The 23,393-nt window shown below is 72.8% G+C and carries 19 protein-coding genes; 12 read left to right on the forward strand and 7 right to left on the reverse strand.

Annotated elements, in window-relative coordinates; all coding sequences use genetic code 11:
* Positions 1-181 precede the first annotated feature (181 nt).
* Positions 182-700: a hypothetical protein gene (locus tag AC067A_RS28315; RefSeq protein ID WP_479245307.1), complete on the reverse strand. Its 519-nt coding sequence runs from the start codon at positions 698-700 to the stop codon at positions 182-184.
* A 226-nt stretch (positions 701-926) separates the two neighbouring features.
* Between AC067A_RS28315 and fmt the strand changes: the two genes are divergently transcribed.
* The 7 genes from fmt to AC067A_RS28350 all read left to right on the forward strand — a co-directional run bounded on the left by fmt (position 927) and on the right by AC067A_RS28350 (position 8,147).
* Positions 927-1,859, forward strand: coding sequence for a methionyl-tRNA formyltransferase (fmt, locus tag AC067A_RS28320; RefSeq protein WP_479245308.1), 933 nt, complete (start codon positions 927-929; stop codon positions 1,857-1,859).
* A gap of 103 nt (positions 1,860-1,962) precedes the next feature.
* Positions 1,963-3,375 (forward strand): RsmB/NOP family class I SAM-dependent RNA methyltransferase, encoded by a 1,413-nt coding sequence (locus tag AC067A_RS28325; RefSeq protein WP_479245309.1) that lies wholly within the window; start codon positions 1,963-1,965, stop codon positions 3,373-3,375.
* A 119-nt stretch (positions 3,376-3,494) separates the two neighbouring features.
* Positions 3,495-4,178 (forward strand): ribulose-phosphate 3-epimerase, encoded by a 684-nt coding sequence (gene rpe / locus AC067A_RS28330; protein WP_041128223.1) that lies wholly within the window; start codon positions 3,495-3,497, stop codon positions 4,176-4,178.
* A gap of 168 nt (positions 4,179-4,346) precedes the next feature.
* Positions 4,347-5,363 (forward strand): sugar-binding transcriptional regulator, encoded by a 1,017-nt coding sequence (locus tag AC067A_RS28335; RefSeq protein ID WP_479245337.1) that lies wholly within the window; start codon positions 4,347-4,349, stop codon positions 5,361-5,363.
* 359 nt (positions 5,364-5,722) lie between these two features.
* Positions 5,723-6,241, forward strand: a complete 519-nt coding sequence (locus AC067A_RS28340) for a guanyl-specific ribonuclease (RefSeq protein WP_479245310.1) — start codon at positions 5,723-5,725, stop codon at positions 6,239-6,241.
* A complete protein-coding gene (locus AC067A_RS28345; protein ID WP_479245311.1) occupies positions 6,238-6,639 on the forward strand; it encodes a barstar family protein in 402 nt (133 codons plus the stop codon). The genes AC067A_RS28340 and AC067A_RS28345 overlap by 4 nt, the downstream gene beginning before the upstream one ends.
* Before the next feature lie 65 nt (positions 6,640-6,704).
* Complete coding sequence (locus AC067A_RS28350; RefSeq protein WP_479245312.1) at positions 6,705-8,147, forward strand: GuaB1 family IMP dehydrogenase-related protein; 1,443 nt, start codon at positions 6,705-6,707, stop codon at positions 8,145-8,147.
* A gap of 880 nt (positions 8,148-9,027) precedes the next feature.
* Here the strand turns inward: AC067A_RS28350 and AC067A_RS28355 are convergent.
* A complete protein-coding gene (locus tag AC067A_RS28355) occupies positions 9,028-10,077 on the reverse strand; it encodes a GDSL-type esterase/lipase family protein (protein WP_479245313.1) in 1,050 nt (349 codons plus the stop codon).
* A 341-nt stretch (positions 10,078-10,418) separates the two neighbouring features.
* Between AC067A_RS28355 and AC067A_RS28360 the strand changes: the two genes are divergently transcribed.
* Together AC067A_RS28360 and AC067A_RS28365 are read left to right on the forward strand one after the other, a co-directional pair.
* The gene (locus AC067A_RS28360) at positions 10,419-11,900 is read left to right on the forward strand and encodes an amino acid permease (RefSeq protein WP_479245314.1); all 1,482 of its coding nucleotides are present in this window, start codon (positions 10,419-10,421) and stop codon (positions 11,898-11,900) included.
* 10 nt (positions 11,901-11,910) lie between these two features.
* Positions 11,911-12,366: an Lrp/AsnC family transcriptional regulator gene (locus AC067A_RS28365; protein ID WP_015032260.1), complete on the forward strand. Its 456-nt coding sequence runs from the start codon at positions 11,911-11,913 to the stop codon at positions 12,364-12,366.
* A gap of 127 nt (positions 12,367-12,493) precedes the next feature.
* On the opposite strand, the gene AC067A_RS28370 is transcribed toward AC067A_RS28365, so the two are convergent.
* Positions 12,494-13,060, reverse strand: a complete 567-nt coding sequence (locus AC067A_RS28370) for a Repetin (RefSeq protein WP_479245315.1) — start codon at positions 13,058-13,060, stop codon at positions 12,494-12,496.
* 291 nt (positions 13,061-13,351) lie between these two features.
* On the opposite strand from AC067A_RS28370, the gene AC067A_RS28375 reads away from it, so the two are divergent.
* Positions 13,352-14,158 (forward strand): carbon-nitrogen hydrolase family protein, encoded by an 807-nt coding sequence (locus tag AC067A_RS28375; RefSeq protein ID WP_479245316.1) that lies wholly within the window; start codon positions 13,352-13,354, stop codon positions 14,156-14,158.
* 56 nt (positions 14,159-14,214) lie between these two features.
* Positions 14,215-15,912 (forward strand): flavin monoamine oxidase family protein, encoded by a 1,698-nt coding sequence (locus AC067A_RS28380; protein WP_479245317.1) that lies wholly within the window; start codon positions 14,215-14,217, stop codon positions 15,910-15,912.
* A gap of 19 nt (positions 15,913-15,931) precedes the next feature.
* On the opposite strand, the gene AC067A_RS28385 is transcribed toward AC067A_RS28380, so the two are convergent.
* The 3 genes from AC067A_RS28385 to AC067A_RS28395 all read right to left on the reverse strand — a co-directional run bounded on the left by AC067A_RS28385 (position 15,932) and on the right by AC067A_RS28395 (position 19,470).
* A complete protein-coding gene (locus AC067A_RS28385; protein WP_479245318.1) occupies positions 15,932-16,648 on the reverse strand; it encodes a DUF5995 family protein in 717 nt (238 codons plus the stop codon).
* A gap of 73 nt (positions 16,649-16,721) precedes the next feature.
* Positions 16,722-18,116, reverse strand: coding sequence for a uracil-xanthine permease family protein (locus AC067A_RS28390; protein ID WP_479245319.1), 1,395 nt, complete (start codon positions 18,114-18,116; stop codon positions 16,722-16,724).
* A gap of 133 nt (positions 18,117-18,249) precedes the next feature.
* Positions 18,250-19,470, reverse strand: a complete 1,221-nt coding sequence (locus AC067A_RS28395; protein WP_479245320.1) for an MFS transporter — start codon at positions 19,468-19,470, stop codon at positions 18,250-18,252.
* Between the two features lie 144 nt (positions 19,471-19,614).
* Between AC067A_RS28395 and AC067A_RS28400 the strand changes: the two genes are divergently transcribed.
* Positions 19,615-20,748: an ROK family transcriptional regulator gene (locus AC067A_RS28400; protein ID WP_479245321.1), complete on the forward strand. Its 1,134-nt coding sequence runs from the start codon at positions 19,615-19,617 to the stop codon at positions 20,746-20,748.
* A gap of 241 nt (positions 20,749-20,989) precedes the next feature.
* Here the strand turns inward: AC067A_RS28400 and AC067A_RS28405 are convergent, their stop codons facing one another.
* Positions 20,990-23,362, reverse strand: coding sequence for a chitinase C-terminal domain-containing protein (locus AC067A_RS28405; RefSeq protein ID WP_479245322.1), 2,373 nt, complete (start codon positions 23,360-23,362; stop codon positions 20,990-20,992).
* Positions 23,363-23,393 lie beyond the last annotated feature (31 nt).

A 23,393-nucleotide genomic window follows, 5' to 3' on the forward strand; every position in this document is an offset into this window, starting at 1 on the left:
GTCCTGAAGGACGTCCTGCCCAGGCGTCCTGCCCGGCGTCCGGCCCTGCGTCCGTGAGGCGCTCCGCCCGGCGTGTTGCCCCGTGCCCGTGCGGCGCTCCGCCCGGGGTCCGTACGCGCTGCGACGGCGACGGCCGCCCGCCCCCTTTGCGGGGGACGGGCGGCCGTCGGGATCGGGCGGGTCAGCCGTTGCGCAGGCCGGGGAAGGCGGGCGGGCGGGGGTCCTCGCGGAGGGTGACGCTGCCCGAGGTGGGCTGCGGGGGCATCGACCGCGCGGCCGGAACCGCGGGGAGCGTGCGGGTCGCGCCCGGCTCCGCGGCGTGGTCCTGGTCGACGGCGACGCCCTGCTGGGGCGCGCGCCGGGCGCCGTAGCGGCGGTGGACGGCCTGCTTGGTGACTCCGAGCGCGGAACCGACCGCGTCCCACGAGAACCCGAGCGAACGGTCGAAGTCGACCGCGGCGGTCACCAGGGTCTCGACGCTGTCCCGCAGCTCCTGGGCGAGCCGTACGGTGGGGGCGGGCGCGCGCCCGTAGACGACGAAGCCCGTCGACGGGCCGGAGCGGCGAGGGCGGTAGACATTGCCCAGCTGGGCCGTGAGCGTGCGCAGTGCGTCCACCTGCCGCCGGACCCGCTCGATGTCCCGCACCAAAAGGTGCAGACTCGCCCGGGCTTGGGCGTCGTGGGTTGCGTGGTCGGCCATGTGAAAGCCTCTCGAACCGGCGTGTAAGGGGCGGGTCGCAGGGAGGAACGGCGACCCGATTCGGTCAATCTCTCTTGACCAACGCGCCACCGGGAGTTGGGTCACGCTGCGGGGGCGTACACGCATATGCGCGGGGCGCTCGTCCTCACGTACGCCCCCTGCTATACGGGCGCCTAGACTGGTGCGCTGCCCGTAAAGCCCCCGGAGAGACAGGCAGTCGCCACTCATGAAGCTCGTCTTCGCAGGCACCCCCGAGGTCGCCGTACCCGCACTGGACGCCCTGCTCGCCTCCGGCCGGCACGAGGTGGCGGCCGTGGTCACCCGGCCGGACGCTCCGGCGGGGCGCGGCCGGCGGCTCGTCGCCAGCCCGGTGGCCCAGCGGGCCGAGGAGGCCGGGATCGAGGTCCTGAAGCCGGCCAGGCCGCGCGACGAGGAGTTCCTGGCCCGGCTGCGGGAGATCGCGCCGGACTGCTGCCCGGTCGTCGCCTACGGCGCGCTGCTGCCCAAGGTCGCCCTCGACATCCCCGCCCGCGGCTGGGTCAACCTGCACTTCTCGCTGCTGCCCGCGTGGCGCGGCGCGGCCCCCGTGCAGCACTCCCTGATGGCCGGCGACGAGGTGACCGGCGCGTCCACCTTCCTGATCGAGGAGGGCCTCGACTCCGGTCCGGTCTACGGCGTCGTCACCGAGGACATCCGCCCCACCGACACCAGCGGCGACCTGCTGACCCGGCTCGCCTTCGCGGGCGCCGGACTCCTCGCCGCCACCATGGACGGCATCGAGGACGGCGCCCTGCACGCCGTCCCGCAGCCCGTCGAGGGCGTCACCCTCGCCCCCAAGATCCAGGTCGAGGACGCGCACGTCGACTTCGCCGCCCCCGCCCTGCGGGTGGACCGCGTGGTCCGCGGCTGCACCCCCGCGCCCGGTGCCTGGACGGTCTTCCGCGGCGAGCGCCTCAAGCTCATCCAGGTGACCCCCCTCCCGGACCGCACGGACCTCGCTCCCGGCGAGCTCTCCGCCGGCAAGAACGACGTCTACGCCGGCACCGGCTCCTACGCCGTCGAACTGCTCTGGGTCCAGCCCCAGGGCAAGAAGCCGATGAAGGCCGCGGACTGGGCCCGCGGCGTCCGCATCGCCGCCGGCGAGCGCCTGGGCTCGTAGCAGCCCTCGGGCGCGGCGGGGGAGGCGGCGGACGTAGGCTTGGTGGACCGGCCGCTTCGGGGCCGGCATGTTCGACCTCGTCATTTCGTCACGCGGAGCACCTTTGAGCGAGCAGGCACGTCGCCGTCCCCACAAGCCCTACCGGAGGCCCCAGAAGGACCCGGTCCGGATGCTGGCCTTCGAGGCGCTGAGGGCGGTGGACGAGCGGGACGCCTACGCGAACCTGGTGCTGCCCCCGCTGTTGAGGAAGGCGCGGGAGAAGGGCGACTTCGACGGCCGGGACGCGGCGCTGGCGACCGAGCTCGTGTACGGGACGCTGCGCCGCCAGGGCACGTACGACGCGATCATCTCGGCGTGCGTCGACCGGCCGCTGCGCGAGGTCGACCCGCCCGTGCTCGACGTCCTCTCCCTCGGCGCCCACCAGCTCCTTGGCACCCGGATCCCGACGCACGCCGCCGTCTCCGCGAGCGTCGAGCTGGCCCGGGTGGTGCTCGGCGACGGCCGGGCCAAGTTCGTGAACGCCGTCCTGCGGAAGATCTCGCAGCAGGACCTCGACGCCTGGGTGGCGCAGGTCGCCCCGCCGTACGAGGACGACGCCGAGGACCACCTCGCCGTCGTCCACTCGCACCCCCGCTGGGTCGTCTCGGCGCTCTGGGACGCGCTCGGCGGCGGCCGCGCGGGCATCGAGGACCTCCTGGAGGCCGACAACGAGCGGCCCGAGGTCACCCTCGTCGCCCGGCCCGGCCGCGCCACGACCGAGGAGCTCGCGGCGGCCACCGAGACGCTGCCGGGCCGCTGGTCCCCGTACGCCCTGCGGATGGCCGAGGGCGGCGAGCCCGGCGCCATCGAGGCGGTGAAGGAGGGCCGGGCCGGCGTCCAGGACGAGGGCAGCCAGCTCGTCGCGATCGCCCTGGCGAACGCGCCCCTGGAAGGCTCCGACGCCCGCTGGCTCGACGGCTGCGCGGGACCCGGCGGCAAGGCCGCGCTGCTGGCCGCGCTGGCCTCCGGGCGCGGCGCCGCGCTGCTGGCCTCCGAGAAGCAGCCGCACCGCGCCCGGCTCGTCGAGCGCGCGCTCGCCGGCAACCCCGGGCCGTACCAGGTGATCGCGGCCGACGGCACCCGGCCGCCGTGGCGCCCCGGCTCCTTCGACCGCGTCCTGATGGACGTGCCCTGCTCCGGCCTCGGCGCCCTGCGCCGCCGCCCGGAGGCCCGCTGGCGCCGCCGCCCCGAGGACCTGGACGGCTTCGCGCCGCTCCAGCGCGCGCTGCTCACCGAGGCGCTGAGTGCGGTGCGCGTCGGCGGAGTGGTGGGGTACGCGACCTGCTCGCCGCACCTGGCGGAGACCCGGGTGGTCGTCGACGACGTCCTGAAGAAGGTCGGGGGCGCCGAACTGATCGACGCCCGCCCGCTGCTGCCCGGCGTCCCCGCCCTCGGCGACGGCCCGGACGTACAGCTGTGGCCGCATCTGCACGGTACGGACGCGATGTACCTGGCGCTGCTGCGCCGTACCGCCTGACCGTAATCTCCCGGTCCGTCCCGGTCCGGTCCTCGTCGTTTCGTACCGAAATTGGTCTGGACCGGAACCGAAACCGCTCAGCGGCAAAGAAGTACCCAAGAACGTGGGAGGCTTGGCACATGGCGCAGATCAACCCCAGCATCCTGTCCGCGGACTTCGCCCGGCTCGCCGATGAGGCGAAGGCTGTCGGAGGTGCCGACTGGCTGCACGTCGATGTGATGGACAACCACTTCGTGCCCAACCTGACGCTGGGCGTGCCGATCGTGGAGTCCCTGGCCCGGGCCACGGACACCCCGCTCGACTGCCACCTGATGATCGAGGACCCGGACCGCTGGGCCCCGCAGTACGTGGAGGCGGGCGCCGGGTCGGTGACCTTCCACGTCGAGGCGGCCGCCGCCCCGGTGAGGCTCGCGCGGGAGATCCGGGCCAAGGGCGCGCGCGCCTCGATGGCACTCAAGCCGGCCACGCCCATCGAGCCGTACGAGGACCTGCTCCCCGAGCTCGACATGCTCCTGATCATGACCGTCGAGCCCGGCTTCGGCGGCCAGGCGTTCCTCGACATCATGCTGCCCAAGATCCGCCGCACCCGGGAACTGATCTCCAAGCACGGTCTGGAGCTCTGGCTCCAGGTCGACGGCGGGGTCGCCGAGTCCACCATCGAGCGGTGCGCCGAGGCCGGCGCCGACGTCTTCGTCGCGGGCTCCGCGGTGTACGGCGCGGCCGACCCGGCCGCCGCCGTCGCCTCGCTGCGGGCCCGCGCCGAGGCCGCGACGGCCTCCGCCGCGTGGGCGTGTGGCCACTGAGCCTCCGGCGGATGAACGGGCTCGGTCGGGCCGCCGACAGGACTGATCAAGGGCCGCCGGATCTGACAGGATGAACGACGAGTCCAGAAGTGTGAACGGCATCGGTACGTGACTTCCGTACGTGAACAGCGGTACGTGAACAGCAGTGAGGAGATCGCGGTGGCGGGAATGTCGGCGGGACGGTCAGCCCTGCGGATGGGCCCCGCGGAGCTGGTGCAGGCGGCGGCCATGGCCCGCCGCTTCTACCTCGAGGGCAAGTCCAAGATCCAGATCGCCGAGGAGTTCGGCGTGAGCCGCTTCAAGGTGGCCCGGGTCCTGGAGACCGCCCTGGAGCGCGATCTCGTACGGATCGAGATCCGCGTACCGGCCGAGCTGGACGCCGAGCGCTCCGACGCGCTCCGTGCCCGCTACGGGCTCCGCCACGCCGTCGTCGTCGAGTCCCCGGCGGAGGGAGACGACGAGTCGCCCGACCCGGAGAACCTCGGCGAGGTCGCGGCCGACCTCCTCGGCGAGCTGGTCACCGAGGGCGACGTCCTCGGCCTGGCCTGGGGCCGCTCCACCATCCACATGGCCGCGGCCCTCGACCGGCTGCCGCCCTGCACCGTCGTCCAGCTCACGGGCGTGTACGACGCCGGCACCGCCGAGCGCGGCTCGGTCGAGGCGGTGCGGCGCGCCGCCCAGGTCTCCGGCGGCGAGGCCCACCCCATCTACGCGCCCATGCTGCTCCCCGACCCGGCCACCGCCGCGGCCCTGCGCAGCCAGACCGGCATCGCCCGCGCCTTCGAGTACTTCGACAAGGTGACCGTCGCCTGCGTCTCCATCGGCTCCTGGGAGCCCGGCATCTCGACCGTCCACGACATGCTCTCCGACGCCGAGCGGGCCCACTACGCCTCCCTGGGCGTCGCCGCCGAGATGTCGGCCCACCTCTTCGACACCGAGGGCCGGCGGGTCGGCCGCGACCTCGGCGAGCGCTGCATCACCGTCGAGGCGGACCGGCTGCGCCGCATCCCCGAGGTCGTCGCGATCGCCGGCGGACAGCGCAAGGCGGCCGCGATCGGCGCGGTACTCCGCTCCGGCCTCGTCACCAGCCTCGTGACGGACCGCGCCGCCGCCGACTACCTCCTCACCGAGTCCAGCCCCGGCACCCACCCCGCCCTCGACCGCAAGGACCCCGACGGCATCTGAGCCCACGGCGGCCCGGTGGGCCGGGACCGCAGGAGCCCTGGCGGCGGAGCGCAGCGGGGCCAGTCGGCCGGGGACCGCACAGGACCCTGGCGGTGGCTGAGCGCACGGTGGGCCGGTGGATCGCCGACCGCAGGTCTCGGCGGCTGAGCGCCCCGGTCGCAGCCGGGCCTCGAACGCATGGACCCCGGCGGGGGTGAGCGGACCGGGGCCCACCCGGCCGTGGACCGCGCAGGACCCTGGCTGCGGCTGCGGCTGCGGCTGCGGCTGCGTGCACGCCGGCGGGACGGGCATGCGGCGGGGCCTGGGCCGGCGGCGCGCCCGCGGCGCGGGAGCGGGGGCGCGGTGGCAGCATCGGGACCATGATCCTCAGGTGCGCGCGGGCCGTGCTCGCGCTGTTCGCGGGCGTCTCGCTGCTCCTCACCGGCTGCTCGGGCGGGGAGGCCGCGCAGGCACCGCGGAGCGGGACGGCGGTGTCGTCCGTACCCGCGCCCGCGGCGGGCACGCCGTCGGAGGCGTCCAGCTCGACGCGGGCGCCCACCCCTGCCTCCACCCCCTCCAGGACGCGCACCCCCGCCCCCACCCCGGCCCGGGCGTCCACGCTGCCGGTGGTGCGCGTCGCGGACCTCCCGCCCGAGGCACGGGAGACGCTGAGGCTCATCGAACAGGGCGGACCCTTCCCGTACGCCAAGGACGGGGCCGTCTTCGGCAACTTCGAGCGCGTCCTGCCGCGGCGCCCCCGCGGCTACTACCACGAGTACACCGTCCGGACGCCCGGCGAACGGGATCGCGGAGCGCGGCGCATCGTGACCGGGCGGAGCGGGGAGACGTACTACACCGACGACCACTACCAGAGCTTCCGGGAGGTGGTCGCACCGTGAACGCGACCCACCGCACGGGCCACGAGGCTCCCGACCTCTCCCGCCCCGTCGTGCTGGACCTGCACGGGGTCACCGACAAGACCGCCTTCATGAACCGCTGCGTGCGGGCCCTGCCGCTGCCGGTGTGGTTCGGACGCAACTGGGACGCCCTCGCCGACTGCCTCGCCGATATGCGCCGACCCATGGCGATCGTGGTGACCGGGTGGCAGGCTTACGCGGAGGCCAGTCCGGACGACTGGGCGACCGCCGAGGAGGTCTTCTCCGCGGCGGCCCGCGCCAGCGCCCACGGCCTCGCCGTCCTCCTCTCGCTCGGAGGCTTGGAGGAACCGACAGGCACGCCCCCGCAAGGCTCGGATGATTCGCCCGCATCGCCCCACGCGCCTGACGTGGGAGAATGAACTACGTGCTTTTTCCCCTGGCTGAAATGCCTAGGGGCCGATCCGAACGACTGGGATGTCAGCACGTGCGTTTCCTCAATGACGTCAAGCCGCCCTACGACCTGACGTACGACGATGTCTTCATGGTGCCGAGCCGCTCGGCCGTCGGTTCCCGCCAGGCGGTGGACCTCTCCTCGCCGGACGGAACCGGCACGACGATCCCGCTGGTCGTCGCCAACATGACCGCGATCGCCGGCCGCCGGATGGCCGAGACGGTGGCCCGCCGCGGCGGCCTCGTCGTCATCCCCCAGGACATCCCCATCGAGGTCGTCACCGACGTCATCACCTGGGTCAAGAGCCGCCACCACGTCCTGGACACCCCGATCGTCCTGGAGCCCCACCAGACCGTCGCCGACGCGCTCTCGCTGCTGCCCAAGCGGGCCCACGACGCCGGCGTCGTCGTCGACGAGAACCGCCGCCCCGTGGGTGTCGTCACCGACGCCGACCTCGCCGGCGTGGACCGCTTCACGCAGCTCTCCGAGGTCATGTCCAAGGACCTGCTGCTCCTGGACGCCGACATCGACCCGCGCGAGGCGTTCAACACGCTCGACGCCGCCAACCGCCGGTACGCCCCGGCCGTGGACGCGGACGGCAAGCTCGTCGGCATCCTCACCCGCAAGGGCGCGCTGCGCGCGACGCTGTACAGCCCCGCCGTCGACAAGGCCGGCAAGCTGCGCATCGCCGCCGCCGTCGGCATCAACGGCGACGTGGCCGGCAAGGCCAAGCAGCTGCTCGACGCGGGCGTCGACACGCTCGTCATCGACACCGCGCACGGCCACCAGGAGTCGATGATCAACGCGATCCGCACCGTGCGGGCCCTCGACCCGCAGGTCCCGATCGTCGCGGGCAACATCGTCGCCGCCGAGGGCGTCAAGGACCTCGTCGAGGCGGGCGCGGACATCATCAAGGTCGGCGTCGGCCCCGGGGCCATGTGCACCACCCGCATGATGACGGGCGTCGGCCGCCCGCAGTTCTCGGCCGTCCTGGAGTGCGCCGCCGAGGCCAGGAAGTACGGCAAGCACGTCTGGGCCGACGGCGGTGTCCGCCACCCCCGCGACGTCGCCATGGCGCTCGCCGCCGGTGCGTCCAACGTCATGATCGGCTCCTGGTTCGCCGGGACGTACGAGTCCCCCGGAGACCTCCAGCAGGACGCCAACGGCCGGTTCTACAAGGAGTCCTTCGGCATGGCCTCGGGCCGCGCCGTCAAGAACCGCACCAGCGACGAGTCCGCCTACGACCGCGCCCGCAAGGCGCTGTTCGAGGAGGGCATCTCCACGTCGCGGATGTTCCTCGACCCGGCCCGCCCGGGCGTCGAGGACCTCATCGACTCGATCATCGCGGGCGTCCGGTCCTCTTGCACCTACGCCGGTGCGGGGTCCCTCGCGGAGTTCGAGGAGAAGGCGGTGGTCGGTGTGCAGTCGGCGGCCGGTTACGCCGAGGGCAAGCCCCTCCACGCCAGCTGGAGCTGACCCTTCTTTCCCAGGCCCCCGAGACCCCACGGTCCCGGGGGCCTTCGCCATCCCCGGCCCCGCGCTGCGGTTGCTCCCGCGCTGCGGCCTCGTCCTCGCGTTGTGGGCTGCGCTCCCGCGCTGCGGCCGTGCCCCCGCGTTGTGGGGTGAGCCCCCGCGCTCGCGTTGTGGCCAGTCGTTCTGCTGGGGTGGTGCCCCCGGCCCCGCCCGTGGTGGGCCGTCTTTCCGCTGGGGCGGTGCCCACCCCCGCGCCTCGCGCCCACCGTGTTGTGGGCAATCGTTCCGCCGGGCGGTCCCCACCCCCGCGCCCACCCCGTTATGAGCCATCGTTCCGTCGGGGCGGTGCCCACCCTCGCGCCCACCGGGTTGTGGGCAATCGTTCCGCTGGGGCGGAACGGGTGGGCACAACGGACGGCGCCCCTCGCCGGGCCAAGGCTTCCGCGCCTGCACCCGCACGGACAGCGTGGTGCGCAACGGGTGCGGGTCCAGGCCCAGGGGCGGAGGCGCTGCCAAGGGCGCCGTCCCGTGTGCCCACCCGTCCCGCCCCAGCGGGACGATTGCCCACACGGCGGGTGGGTGCGGCCCAGGCGGCGGGCGCGGGCCCCCCACGACAGCCGGGCGCAGGCCACGGTGGCGGGCACCGGCCGTACGGCGGCGGGCGCAGGCCACGGCGGTGGGCGCGGGCCGCCGCGACAGCTGGGCGTAGGCCACGGTGGCAGGCGCGGGCCGTGCGGCGGCGGGCACCGGCCACGGCGGCGGACACCGGCCCGTACGGCGGCAGGCGTGGGCCCGGAGCGTGGGCGTGGGCCCGCCCAGGCGCGCGGCGCACGCTACGGACGGAGGCCCATGAGGGCGCGGGGCTCGGAAGGGCGGCGGAGGGTCAGCGGGGGTGCGGGCGCCGCGGTGGTGCGGGGGGCAGCGGGGGTGCGGGCGCCGCGGGGGGTCGGCGGGTGTGGGGGTGGAGGGCGCGGGCGACGGCGGAGGCGATGAGGGCGTGGCCGCGATCGTTGGGGTGCAGCCCGTCGGCGAGGTGCTCGGGGCGCAGGAGGGGACGCCCGGAGAGGACGTGGAGGTGGGCGTCCCCCTCCGCGGCGAGGTCCCGCCCCGCCCGTTCCATGGCGCGCCGAAGCTGGGTGAGCGTGGCGCCGAGGGCGTTGGGGGTGTGCTCGGCCTCCGGGCGCAGGACGGGGGAGAGGATGAGCAGCGGGGTGGCCGGATGGCCCCGCCGGACGAGGCCGACGAAGGCGCGGACGGTCGCGTAGAGCCAGTCGGCCGTGGCGGGCGCCTTGGACCAGCAGTTGGTGCCGAAGGCGAGCGTGATGGCCTCGCCGGGGAGCCGTGCCAGGTGTTCGGCGAGGGGGAGTTCGCCGCGGGCGCCGCCGGCGTATCCGAGGTTGACCGGGTCGAGGCCGAGGAGTCGGCCGGCCGTGGCGGGCCAGGAGTGGGCGGGGCGGGTCGACCACCAGCCCTCGGTGATGGAGTCGCCGTGCACGAGCCACCGCGGGCGGGCCGGGGCGGGCGCGAGGGTGCCGCCGACGGCGCGCAGGGCGAGCGGCACCGGGGCCTGGCCCTCGGGCAGGTGGACGGCGAAGTCGCCGCCGTGGGCGGGCAGGGGTAGCGTGACGACGGCTTCGGCGGCCGGGGCGGCGTAGGTCTCGCCGACGAGCCGGGTGCCCTGCCAGAGGGCGAAGCAGTGGCGCAGCGCGGCGAGCGGGTCGTCCTCTCGTGGGACGTCCGCCCGGTAGCGCAGTTGTACCGCTCGTGTGCCGGGCGCTGCCGTGAACTCGACGCGTACGCCGATGGGCAGCGTGGCCCGCGCGGCGATGTCCCAGGGCAGCCGTTCGAGGTCGTCCGGGTCCGCGCGCACGGGCCTCCGCCCGTCCAGCCACGCCGTGCCGCGCAGGAAGGGTGCCGGGTCCAGCCAGCCCACCGGTGCCTCCGATCGTGGGGTCGTCAGGAGCTCGCAGGGTCGGTCATCGGCCCTGAGGAGTCCATACGCGTGAAGGTGCCGGTTCACACCCGATGTGTCGATTCATGCGGGGGAGCGCAATGTTTGCCCGTCTGTGCCCGAAGCGCGCAATGATCATCCGCTACTGCGCAACAACCCTGCATTACGAGTGCGAACCTCTGCCCCTTAGGCTCGTGCCCCGTACCAGGAGTGGCGATGACCGCCTGCTCGGCGGTTCCCCTCCCCCGTGGGTCTGTTTCGGCATGCCCTCGTACCGCCGCGGTCGTCTCCGTCCCCACAGGCAGCGATAAGGAGCCTCCGCAGTGCTGGATCAAGGCGCAGCCCCGCCGGTCGTCGACACGGCCACCCCGAAGACCTCCGCTCTCGGCGCACTCATCCGGCGCAAGCCGGTGGAAGCGCTGGTCGCGGAGGGTGGACAGGGGGAGGGCGGCAGTCTCCGCCGCTCGCTTTCCATGTGGCAGCTGACCATGATCAGCATCGGTGCGACGCTCGGCACCGGCATCTTCGTCGTTCTCGGCGACGCCGTGCCGAAGGCCGGTCCGGCCGTGACGCTCGCCTTCGTCATCGCCGGTCTGACGGCACTGTTCTCCGCGCTCTCGTACGCCGAACTGGCCGGCACCATACCGGTCGCCGGCTCGTCCTACTCGTACGCTTACGCAACGATGGGCGAACTCGTCGCCTGGGTCTGCGGCTGGTGTCTGGTCCTGGAGTACGGCGTTTCCGTCGCGGCCGTGGCCGTCGGCTGGGGCGAGTACCTCAACGAGCTGCTCGACGGCACGATCGGCGTCACCATCCCGGACGTGCTCTCCTCGGCCCCGGGCGAGGGCGGCGTCATCAACCTGCCCGGCCTGATCGTCGTCCTGCTCGCCATGGTGTTCCTGCTCGGCGGGGCCCGCGAGTCCGCCGTGGTCAACACGATCATGGTCGTGGTGAAGATCGCCGCGCTCGCCCTCTTCTGCGCCATCGGCGTCACGGGCTTCAAGTCCGGCAACTACGAGAACTTCATGCCGCTCGGCATCGAGGGCGTCGGCGCCGCCAGCGCCACCCTCTTCTTCTCGTACATCGGCTTCGACGCCGCCTCCACGGCCGGCGAGGAGGCCAAGAACCCCAAGCGCGACCTGCCGCGGGCGATCATGCTGTCGCTGGTCATCGTCACCGTCCTCTACGTCCTCGTCGCCGCCGTCGCCGTCGGCGCGTGGCACTGGAAGGACTTCGAAGGCTCCGAGGCCACCCTGGCCGCGATCATGAACGACGTCACCGGCCAGTCCTTCTGGGGCACCCTGCTCGCCGCCGGCGCCGTGATCTCCATCGCCAGCGTCGTCCTCACCGTCCTCTACGGCCAGACCCGCGTCCTCTTCGCGATGTCCCGCGACGGCCTCGTCCCCAAGGCCTTCGGCAAGGTCAGCGCCAAGACCGGCACCCCTCGCGTCAACACGGTGATCGTCTCCCTGTTCTGCGGCGTGCTCGCCTCGGTCATCCCGCTGGGCAAGCTCGTCGACGCCACCAGCATCGGCACCCTCTTCGCCTTCGCCCTGGTCAACATCGCGGTCGTCGTGCTCCGCTACACCCGCCCCGACATGCCGCGCACCTTCAAGGTGGTCTTCGGCCCGGTGTTCCCCGTGCTCGGCTTCTTCTTCTGCGCGTACAACATGTTCAGCCTCGACGTCGTCACCTGGGTGGTCTTCGGTTGCTGGATGGCGGCCGGGCTCGTGTTCTACTTCCTGTACGGCATGCGCCGCTCCCGACTGGCCACCGCAGCGCCAGCAGCACCAGCAGAGAAGTGATCCACCCGTAGTGCGACTCAACGACCTCGACGAACGCATCGTCCACGCTCTCGCGGAGGACGCCCGCCGCAGCTACGCCGACATCGGCTCGCTCGTCGGTCTCTCGGCCCCCGCCGTGAAACGGCGCGTGGACCGGCTCCGGGCGGAGGGCGCCATCACCGGCTTCACCGTGCGGGTGGACCCGGCGGCGCTCGGCTGGGAGACCGAGGGGTTCGTCGAGATCTACTGCCGCCACAACACCTCGCCGGACGACATCCGGCGGGGTCTGGAGCGGTATCCCGAGGTGGTGTCCGCGTCGACCGTCACCGGTGACGCGGACGCCGTCGTGCAGGTCTTCGCCTCGGACATGCGCCACTTCGAGCGGGTCCTGGAGCGCATCGCGGGCGAGCCGTTCGTGGAGCGCACCAAGTCCGTCCTGGTGCTGTCGCCGCTGCTGCGGCGCTTCTCCTCGGGTTCGCCCGCGTAGGGCCGGTCCGGGAAGCAGCGCCGTCCGCCCGGTCGGCGGAACCCGGTCCTGCGGGGCGCGGGCGGCCGGGGCGGTGCGGGCCGTGGTTCCCGCACCGCCCTGTGCCCGCCCACCCCCGTGGGGCGGCCTATTCGGTCGGGTAGACGAACTCCCAGGGCGTGACCTCGAAGTCGCCCGTCCCCTTCTCGACCTTCTCGAAGGGCGCGCCGCTGACGCACGGCGGCACCTTGTCCTTCTGCGGGTCGGCGGTCATCCAGGTGTAGCCGAGCCGGTCGCCGGCGGGGTCGTCGTGCACCGTGACGCCGACGCGCGCCTTCCGGAACTCCTTCACGTCGGTCTCGACGACCACCCCGGACACGACGGCCACCTTTCCGCCCGTGGTGAGGCAGTCGACCTCGACCTTCGCGTAGCCGCCCCAGTCGCCCTTGTAGTGGCTGAAGCGGAACGTGCCGGTGGCCTTCATCGGATCCTGCCGGTCCTTCTCGGCCAGATGCGCGTCGAAGGAGAACGTGATGTCGTCCCCGGCCGGCCGGTACAGCTTCGCGGTGCCGGTCAGCGCGGCGGCCTCCGAGACGGCGGCCGGTGCCGCGGCCGGGGCGGGCGCGTCGTCCGCCGAGGCGACGGCGACACCTCCGGCCCCCAGGGTGAGCAGCACGGCGGCGGCGACGGCGACGATCCTCGTACGACGGTTCATGGGTTCCCGGTCCTCTCGGCAGGTCGTCCGGCGGGTCTCCCGGACGACCACCACTCTTCCGCGCGGACCGCGCCCGGGCGTCGCGCCGCAGGACGGTCCCGGTCTCCGCCGCGCGGCGGGGAAGGACTACGCCCCGCGGCGGAACCCCGCGCAACGAATCGCCGCCGACCCTCGCAATCGCGCAACGGTTCGACGGTCGGTCCGCAACGCTCCCGCCTTGTCCGGAAGGAGCGCGAAACCGTACCGTTTTTGACGTCTTCCCCTTGTACTCCGACCCCCCGAGGATCACCCATGCCCGCGCTGCGCACCGCCCTGCTCCAGAGCTCCGGTGAGCTCGGTGACGTGGCCGCCAACCTCAAGATCCTCGACGAGGCGGCCGCCCGCGCCGCCGCCGCCGGAGCGGACCTGCTGCTCGCCCCGGAGCTCTTCCTCACCGGGTACGCGATCGGCGCCGACCTGGCGCGTCTGGCCGAGCCGGTCGACGGGCCCTCCTCCCGGGCCGTCGCGGCCATCGCCGTACGCCACGGACTGGCCGTGGGCTACGGCTACCCGGAGCGGGACACCGAGCGGCACGGGGTCCTGTACAACGCGGCCCAGCTCGTCGGAGCCGACGGCGCCCCGCTCGCGAACTACCGCAAGACGCACCTTTTCGGCGACTTCGAGGCGACCTGGTTCACCCCCGGTGACCAGGCCGTCGTCCAGGCCGAGCTCGGCGGGCTCACCGTCGGCCTGATGATCTGCTACGACGTCGAGTTCCCGGAGAACGTGCGGGCGCAGGCGCTGGCCGGTACGGACCTCCTCCTCGTGCCGACCGCGCTCATGCACCCCGCGGAGGTCGTGCCCCTGTCCGTGGTCCCGGTCCGCGCCTTCGAGAACCAGCTGTACATCGCGTACGCCAACCGGACCGGCCCCGAGGGCGGGTTCGAGTTCGTCGGCCTCTCGACGCTCGCCGGCCCCGACGGCACCGCCCGCGCCCGCGCCGGGCGCGGCGAGGACCTCGTCCTCGGCGACGTCGACCCCGCCTTCCTCGCGGCCTCCCGCAAGGAGAACCCCTACCTCCGCGACCGGCGCCCGGGCCTCTACGGCTCCCTCGTCTGAGCCGCCCCCCGCCTTCCCGCCTCATCTCTGTTTTCCGTGCAAGGAGTCCGTACCCCATGACGTCCACGGTGCCCACGACCGCCGTCCCCCACAGCGACGGCCAGCCGCCGATCACCATGTTCGGTCCGGACTTCCCGTACGCCTACGACGACTTCCTGGCCCACCCGGCCGGCCTCGGCCAGATACCGGCGACCGAGCACGGCACCGAGGTCGCGGTCATCGGCGGCGGTCTCTCCGGCATCATCGCCGCGTACGAGCTGATGAAGATGGGCCTCAAGCCCGTCGTCTACGAGGCCGACCAGATCGGCGGGCGGCTGCGCACCGTGGGCTTCGAGGGCACCGCCACCGAGGGCCTGACCGCCGAGATGGGCGCCATGCGCTTCCCGCCCTCCTCGACCGCCCTCCAGCACTACATCGACCTGGTCGGCCTGGAGACCACGCCCTTCCCGAACCCGCTGGCCGAGTCGACCCCGTCGACCGTCGTCGACCTCAAGGGCGAGTCGCACTACGCCACCACCGTGGACGACCTGCCGCAGGTCTACCGCGACGTGATGAACGCGTGGAACGCCTGTCTCGAAGAGGGCGCCGACTTCTCCGACATGAACCAGGCCATGCGCGAGCGCGACGTCCCGCGCATCCGCGAGATCTGGTCGAAGCTCGTCGAGAAGCTCGACAACCAGACCTTCTACGGCTTCCTCTGCGAGTCGGAGTCCTTCAAGTCCTTCCGCCACCGCGAGATCTTCGGCCAGGTCGGCTTCGGCACCGGCGGCTGGGACACCGACTTCCCGAACTCCATCCTGGAGATCCTCCGCGTCGTCTACACCGAGGCCGACGACCACCACCGCGGCATCGTGGGCGGCTCGCAGCAGCTGCCGCTGCGCCTGTGGGAGCGCGAGCCCGAGAAGATCGTCCACTGGGCGCCGGGCACCTCGCTGAGCTCCCTGCACGAGGGTGCCCCGAAGCCGGCCGTGACCCGGCTGAACCGGACCGCCGGCAACCGGATCACCGTCACCGACGCCTCCGGCGACATCCGCACCTACCCGGCGGCGATCTTCACCGCCCAGTCCTGGATGCTGCTCTCCAAGATCGCCTGTGACGACTCGCTGTTCCCGATCGACCACTGGACGGCGATCGAGCGCACCCACTACATGGAGTCGTCGAAGCTCTTCGTGCCGGTGGACCGGCCGTTCTGGCTGGACAAGGACGAGGAGACCGGCCGCGACGTCATGTCGATGACGCTGACCGACCGGATGACCCGCGGCACGTACCTGCTCGACGACGGCCCGGACAAGCCGGCCACCATCTGCCTCTCGTACACCTGGTGCGACGACAGCCTGAAGTGGCTGCCGCTGTCCGCGAACGAGCGGATGGAGGTCATGCTGAAGTCGCTCGGCGAGATCTACCCGAAGGTCGACATCCGCAAGCACATCATCGGCAACCCGGTGACGGTCTCCTGGGAGAACGAGCCCTACTTCATGGGCGCCTTCAAGGCCAACCTGCCCGGCCACTACCGCTACCAGCGGCGCCTGTTCACGCACTTCATGCAGGACCGGCTGCCCGAGGACAAGCGGGGCATCTTCCTCGCGGGCGACGACATCTCCTGGACGGCCGGCTGGGCCGAGGGCGCGGTGCAGACGGCGCTCAACGCGGTGTGGGGCGTGATGCACCACTTCGGCGGCTTCACCGACGGCACCAACCCCGGCCCCGGCGACGTGTACGACGAGATCGCCCCGGTCGAGCTGCCGGAGGACTGATCCGGCGTACGGGGTGAGGTCAGGGCCCGGCGAGGGGGGTCAGCAGCATCCGCCCCACCAGGCCCACCGACCGGTCGAGGCGCTCCGTGAACTCCGCCGCGAGGTCGGGCAGCCCGCGCAGCTGCCAGAGCGAACGCGCGGCGAGCCAGGCCCCGTCCCGGGCCCGGTCCAGGCTCCAGCAGCCGAGCAGATGCGTCAGCGGGTCCGCGATCTCCAGGAGGTCCGGGCCCGGCATCAGTTCCTCCCGGATGCGCTCCTCCAGGAGGACCAGGACGTCGCCGACCCGGTCGAACTCGTCCTCCAGGTCGGCGGGCGCGCAGTCCAGGATCCGGCAGGCGTCGACCACGGCGAGCGCCAGGTCGTGGCCGATGTGCGCGTTGATCCCGGCCAGCGCGAACTGCAGCGGACGGACGCCGGGATGGCGCCGGGAGTGGAAGAGCGGCCGCCAGCAGGCGGGCGCGGGGCAGCCGGTGGCGACCGCGTCGACGGCGGCGAGGTACCGCTCGGCGAACCGCACGTCGAGCGTGGCGGCGGCCCGCCGGTCGGCGAAGGTGCCGGCCTCGATGGCGTGGCCGATCTCCTCGGTGACGGTCAGATAGACCCGGTTGAAGACGGCGACCCCGTCGGCCGGATGCCAGGCCGAGCGGAGCGACCGCATCCGGTCCACCACCGGGTCGACCGCGAGGAACGGCCCGAGTCGCTCGGTCTGCTGTCCGATCTGCTGGGTCTGCGCCATGGGGGCAGGCTCCCAGGCCCCGGGCCCGGGAGGGAACCTCCCGGGCCCGGCTTACCCAGAACGGGCGAATCACTCAGTTCTTCGACGTGCCGTCCGCGCTCGTCTCGTACGAGCTGGTGCCGGAGTCCAGGAGCGGCTCCTGCTCCTTCAGGTGGGCCGGGGCGAAGGCCCGCAGCACGTGGTAGCCGGTGATGACGACGATCGTGCCGAGCGCGATGCCGCCCAGCTCGAAGCTGTCGGTGAAGGTCAGCTTCACGCCGCCGACGCCGATGATGATGCCGGCGGCGGCCGGGACCAGGTTGAGCGGGTTGCGCAGGTCGACCTCGGCGTTGATCCAGATCTGGGCGCCGAGCAGGCCGATCATGCCGTACAGGATGACGGTGATGCCGCCGAGGACACCGCCGGGGATGGCGGCGACGACGGCGCCGAACTTCGGGCAGAGGCCGAAGAGGAGCGCGAAGCCGGCCGCGGCCCAGTAGGCGGCGGTCGAGTAGACCCGGGTGGCGGCCATGACGCCGATGTTCTCGGAGTACGTGGTGTTCGGCGGGCCGCCCACCGCGGTCGACAGCATCGAGGCGGCGCCGTCGGCGGCGATCGCGGTGCCGAGCTTGTCGTCCAGGTTGTCGCCGGTCATCTCGCCGACGGCCTTGACGTGGCCGGCGTTCTCCGCGATCAGCGCGATGACCACCGGCAGCGCGACCAGGATCGCGGACCACTCGAAGCTCGGGCCGTGGAACGACGGCAGACCGATCCAGTCGGCCTGGGAGACGCCCGAGAGGTCGAGCCGCCAGTGGTCGGTGACCTGACCGGCCGGGGACATCGAGTGGATCTTGCCGAAGACCAGGTCGAGGATCCAGGAGACGGCGTAGCCGAAGACCAGGCCGAGGAAGATCGCGATCCGGGACCAGAAGCCCCGCAGGCAGACCACGGCGAGGCCGGTGAACAGCATGACGAGCAGTGCCGTCCACTGGTCCTGGGGCCAGTAGGTGGAGGCGGTGACCGGCGCCAGGTTGAAGCCGATCAGCATCACGACGGCGCCGGTCACGATCGGCGGCATCGCCGCGTGGATGATCCGCGCGCCGAACCTCCGGACCGCCAGACCCGCCAGGAAGAGCACCGCGCCGACGACCAGGACCGCCCCGGTGACGGTCGCGCTGGTGCCGCCGGAGGCCCTGATCGCGGCGGCGACGCCGACGAAGGAGAGCGAGCAGCCCAGGTACGAGGGGACGGTGCCGCGGGTCGCCAGGAGGAAGATCGCGGTCGCGACGCCGGACATCATGATGGCGAGGTTCGGGTCGAGGCCCATCAGGACCGGGGCCACGAACGAGGCCCCGAACATCGCCACGACGTGCTGGGCGCCGAGCCCGGCGGTACGGGGCCAGGAGAGCCGCTCGTCCGGCCGGACGACGGCTCCCGGAGCGGGTGTTCTCCCGTCGCCGTGCAGGGTCCAGCGCACGCCGAGGTCCATGAGGTCGCTCCCGTTCTCCGGTTCAGGCGGCCGTGTCGTGGCCGCAAAAGATCAGCCACATGCTATGCGCCACCATCCGGCGGGGACGTTCGACCGCCGCCCGGGAGCGGTCGTACGCGACGCCCCCACGGCCCTATCCCAACGGACCTGAGCTCTTCGCGGGCGCGGCCGCGGGCTTCGCCGACGCCGCCTCCCGCCCGCCGGTCCTGAGCACGCCCGCGCCGAGCACCAGGCCGAAGGCGAGCAGCGTGACCAGACCGAAGGAGAACACCAGGGAGGTCGCGTCGGCGATGCCGCCGATCGCCGAGGGGGCGATGAGTCCCGAGGTGTACGTGATGGTGGCGACGCCGGCGATGGCCTGGCTGGGGTTCGGGCCGCTGTGCCCGGCCGCGGCGAAGGCGAGCGGGACGACGACCGCGATCCCGAGTCCGATGAGGCCGAAGCCGGCCATCGCGACGGCGGCGTGCGGCGCGAGGACCACCATGAGCCCACCGAGGGTGGCGACGGCGCCCCCGGCCCGTACCGTGCGGACCGCGCCGAAGCGGTCCACCACCCGGTCGCCGACCAGTCGCGCCACGGCCATCGTCAGGGCGAAGGCGGTGGTGGAGGCCGCCGCGAGCCCGGCCGAGCTGCCCAGCTCGTCCCGCAGGTAGACCGCCGACCAGTCCAGGCTGGCGCCCTCGGCGAACACCCCGCAGAAGCCGACGGCGCCGATGATCAGCGCGGACTTCGGCGGCAGCGAGAAGCGCGGCGGCGGCTCCTCGTCCGGGGTGCTGCGCACGTCCAGGACGCCCTGGCAGAAGAACAGGCCGAGCGCGGTGAGGACGAGGGCGGCGACCAGGTGGTGGATCCGGGCGTCGCCGCCGAGGTGGGCGGCGACGGTGCCGGCCGCGGAGCCGAGCAGGGCGCCCACGCTCCACATGCCGTGCAGGCTCGACATGATGGACTTGCCGAGCCGGGTCTCGGTCTCGACGCCGAGCGCGTTCATCGCCACGTCGGACATGCCGGCGGTCGCCCCGTACACGAAGAGCGCGCCGCACAGTCCCCAGACGTTGGGGGCGAGCGACGGCAGGGTCAGCGCGAGCGTCCAGAGGGCGAGCAGGCCGCGCAGCGCCGTGCGGGCGCCGAAGCGGTGGGAGACGGCCCCGGCCAGCGGCATCGCGAGGGAGGCGCCGAGCGCCGGGAAGGCGAGCGCGAGCCCGAGCTGACCGGCGCTCACGCCCGCGTGCTCCTGGATCCAGGGGATCCGGGTCGCGAAGCTTCCGGTCACCGATCCGTGGACGCAGAAGACGGCGGCGACGGCGAAGCGCGCCCGTCGCAGGCGTTCGGTGCTGGTGACGGTCTCTGCCGCCATGGGCCCTCCCCGTGAGTCGTGGTGTGGCGCGTAAACTATCAGGAACCCTGCCTGATAAATAGTATGCGGGAGGGGGCCGGGCCGGATCGGGTCCCGGCAGGACGCCCGGACCGCCCCCGGGAACGAGTCTGAGAGGATCGCCGCATGGCCGCATCCCCGAGCACCGCACGGGCCATCAACGACCGGTCCGCCCTGCGACTGCTCCAGGACGAAGGTCCGTTGACGGCCACTCAGCTGAAGACGCTCACTGGCCTCTCCCGGCCGACCGTCGCCGACCTCGTGGAGCGGCTCCAGGGCTCCGGCCTCGTCCACGTCGTCGGCGAGTCCGGAGCCGAGCGCCGCGGCCCCAACGCCAAGCTGTACGGGATCGTCGCCGACCGCGCCCACCTCGGTGCCCTCGACGTGCGCACCCGGTCCGTCTCCGTCACCGTCGCCGACCTTCTCGGCACCACCCTCGCCGAGGCCGCCGTCCCCGTCGGCGACGACGGCGACGACGGCGGCACGGGCCCCGCCGTCGAGAAGGCGGTCGCCCTCCTGGAGCGCACCCTCAAGGCGGCCGGCGCCGACCGGCTGCACAGCGTCGCCGTCGGCGCCCCCGGGCTCATCGACCCCGCCACCGGCGAACTGCGCGACTCCTCGGGGCTGCCCGCCTGGCACCGCCGCCTGGTCGCCGTCCTCCAGGAACGGCTCCCCGCGCACGTCCTGGTCGAGAACGAGACCAACCTCGCCGCCGTCGCCGAACTGCGCGAGGGCGCCGCGCGCGACCGCGACGACTTCGTCCTGCTCTGGCTCGGCCAGGGCGTCGGCGCGGCCGTCGTCCTCGGCGGACGGCTGCGCCGGGGGGCGTCCGGCGGCGCGGGCGAGATCGGTTTCCTGCCCGTGCCGGGCACCTCCGGCCTCCCCTCGGCGACCGGCTGCGACGGCGGTTTCCACGAGCTGGCCTGCGCCGCCGCGGTCGCCTCCCTCGCCGCCGCCCACGGCCTCGACCCGGCCGACGCGCTCACCTCGGGCCACGGCCCGTTCCTCGACACCCTCGCCCGCCGCCTCGCCGTCGGCGCCGCCGCCGTCGTCTCCGTCCTCGACCCCGGCTGCGTGGTCCTGGCCGGCGAGACCGGCCACGCGGGCGGTCCGGAACTCGCCGCCCGGGTGGAGGCGGAACTCTCCGTCCTCTCGCCCCTGCGCACCGAGGTCCGCCCCACGGCCCTGGGCGACGCGGCCGTCCTCCGCGGCGCCCTCCTGAGGGCCAGGGACGCGGCCCAGGACGAGCTGTTCCCGTAAGCCCGGGCCCCGCAGGTCCGGCCCTTCCCGTGGGCCCGGCCCCCCGTGGGCCGGCCGGGTCCCAGAGGTGCCCCCCGGGCCCCAGAGGTGTCCCCCGGGTCCCAGAGGTGCCCCCCCGGGTCCCAGGGGGCCGCGGGGAACGCGTCCGCGCCGCGCCCCGGACAGGGGGACGCGGCGCGGTGGCCCCCGGCGGCGGGCAAGGGCCGAGTGTCCGCCGCCGGGAGGTTTCAGGGGGTGGGGATCAGCAGGTGCCGAGGTCCTTCCAGACGCCCCAGTCGCCGGTCGTGCCCGGCTCCTCGTTCTGCGTCCACCACTGGGCCTTCCACTTGTGGCCCTTGTGGGAGACCTCGTTGCCCGCGGTGTAGACGGTGCCCGCCACGTACGCCGGTGCGGTGCAGCCCGTGGTGGGCGGCGTCGTCGGGGGCGTGGTCGGGGGAGTGGTGGTCGGCGGGGTCGTGGGCTCCGTGGTCGGGGGCGTGGTGGGCGGGGTGGTGGTGCCCGGCTGCACGACCGTCGTACCGCGTGCCAGGTCGCCGGCGAGGGCGTACGTGGTGCCGTTGATGTTCACCGTCCAGTTGGAGGGGGTGGACACCGGCAGGTAGTAGTTGAACGCCAGGTCGACGGTCGCGCCCGGGGCCAGCGACTGCCAGGCGGGCAGCTTCAGGGAGACGCGGTGGAAGTCGCCCTTCAGGCCGCCGACGTTGTTGCCCGAGTGGTCGCTGCTGACGACCTTGGTGCCGAAGCCGGACTGGTCGGAGGCGTTGGCCGGGGCCGAGGTGCCGTAGTCGAACTGGAACTCGGTGCCGCCGGGCAGGGTCGCCGCCGTGTTGTTGGTGATCTTGATCTTCGGCGTGATCGGGTAGTTCGAGTCGCCCAGCTTGAACTCGGTGAACTGGGCGTCGATCTTCACGGCCTGGGTCGGCAGCGTCGCGTTGGACTTCTTCGCGCCGTAGGGGGTGGCCGCCTTGAACTTGTCGTACATCAGCGAGGTGAGCGTGGAGCCCATCTCGTACTGGCCCTTGGTCGCGTTCCAGCCGTAGTCGCCGGCCATCTCCCAGACCATCGTGCCGCCGATGCCCCTGCTGACCACGTAGTCGGCCTTGGCGGCCACCGACTGCTCGTCCTCGGTGGAGAGGAAGACCTTCTTCTGCGCGTTCCACAGCCACGGCGCGACCAGGGTCGAGTCGTACTTGCGGGCGTAGGTGCCGGTCAGGGCGGTGTTCGCCGGGAAGCCGTACTGGGTGACGTAGTCGCCGACGATCCCCTTCTCGAGGTTCTTGGCGTGCCACATCGGGTTGGAGCCGGCCGGCGACTCGACGCCGTTGGTGTCCTTGTCGTGCCACAGGTTGTCGATGCCGACGGCGCCGTCACCGCACTTGGTCAGGCCGGCGCCGGCCGGGCAGGTGGTCGCGGAGGCCTTGCCCCACAGGCCGTCGGTGCCGCCCTGGACGTTCTTGTGGCCGCGGGTGTAGTACGGCAGGCCGATGTTGATGCGGCCGGCCGGCATCGAGCCGCGGAAGTAGTGGTACGCCCAGTCGGTGTTGAGGTAGCCGATGCCGCCGTACTGCGAGGAGCCGTAGACGTTGGCGGCGGCCAGCTCGCCATCCTTGCCGTCGTCGAAGAGCGAGGCGTTGGGGCCGACGTACTCGTTCCAGGCGCCGTGGAGGTCGTACGACATGATGTTGACGTAGTCCAGGTACTTCTGCATCTGGAAGGTCTCCATGCCGCGCAGCAGGTAGCCGGAGGAGGGGGCGGCGACGGTGAGCATGTAGTGCTTGCCGTCGGCGGCGCCGGCCGTGTCCAGCTTCTCGCGCAGGGACTTCATGAGGGCCGCGTAGCCCTGGACGAGTCCGGCGCGACGGGCGTTGGAGAGCTGCCAGTCGAGCGGGTTTCCGGCGTCCTTCATGGTCGTCGGGTACTCGTAGTCGATGTCGACGCCGTTGAAGCCGTACTTCCGGATGAAGTCGACGGCCGAGGTGGCGAAGGTGTCGATCCCGGCCTGGTTGACCGAACCGTCGGCGTTGGTGGCCATCGAGTAGAAGCCGCCGGAGCCGACCCGGTCGCCGTTGTCCGCGAAGTAGCCGCCGGTCTCCGCCCAACCGCCGACCGAGATCAGCGTCTTGACGTTCGGGTGCTGCTTCTTGAACTTGTTGAGCAGGTTGAAGTGGCCCTTGTAGGCGTACGCCGGGTCCATCTCGGCGCCCGCGACACCGGGCCAGGTCATCCCGGTGGCGGCGTTGTCCGGGCCGTCGGTGCCCACGGACAGCTTGTTGTCGCCGCCGATGTGGCCGAAGGCGTAGTTGATGTGGGTGATCTTCTCCCACGGGACGTCCTTGGCCAGGTACGCGGGCTGGCCGTTCTTGCCGGTCCGCCAGCCGGTGAAGTAGCCGATGACGCGGCGCTGGTGGTCGGCGCCCATCTTCTCGCGACCCTCGGTGTCGTAGACCGAGCAGTAGGGGACGTCGACGCCCGGGGTCTTGTAGAGCCCGTCGGGGCGACAGGACTCGTTGTCGGCGGCGTACGAGACGCCGCCGGCGAGCGAGCTGAGCAGCAGTCCGGCGACGGCCGCGCCGGAAGCGAGCAGCGACGCCCTCTTCGTGGTGGGGGACAACACGATCGGTTCCTCCTGGGGAGGTGCAAAGGCA

This window comes from Streptomyces sp. NPDC043176 (assembly GCF_056436715.1).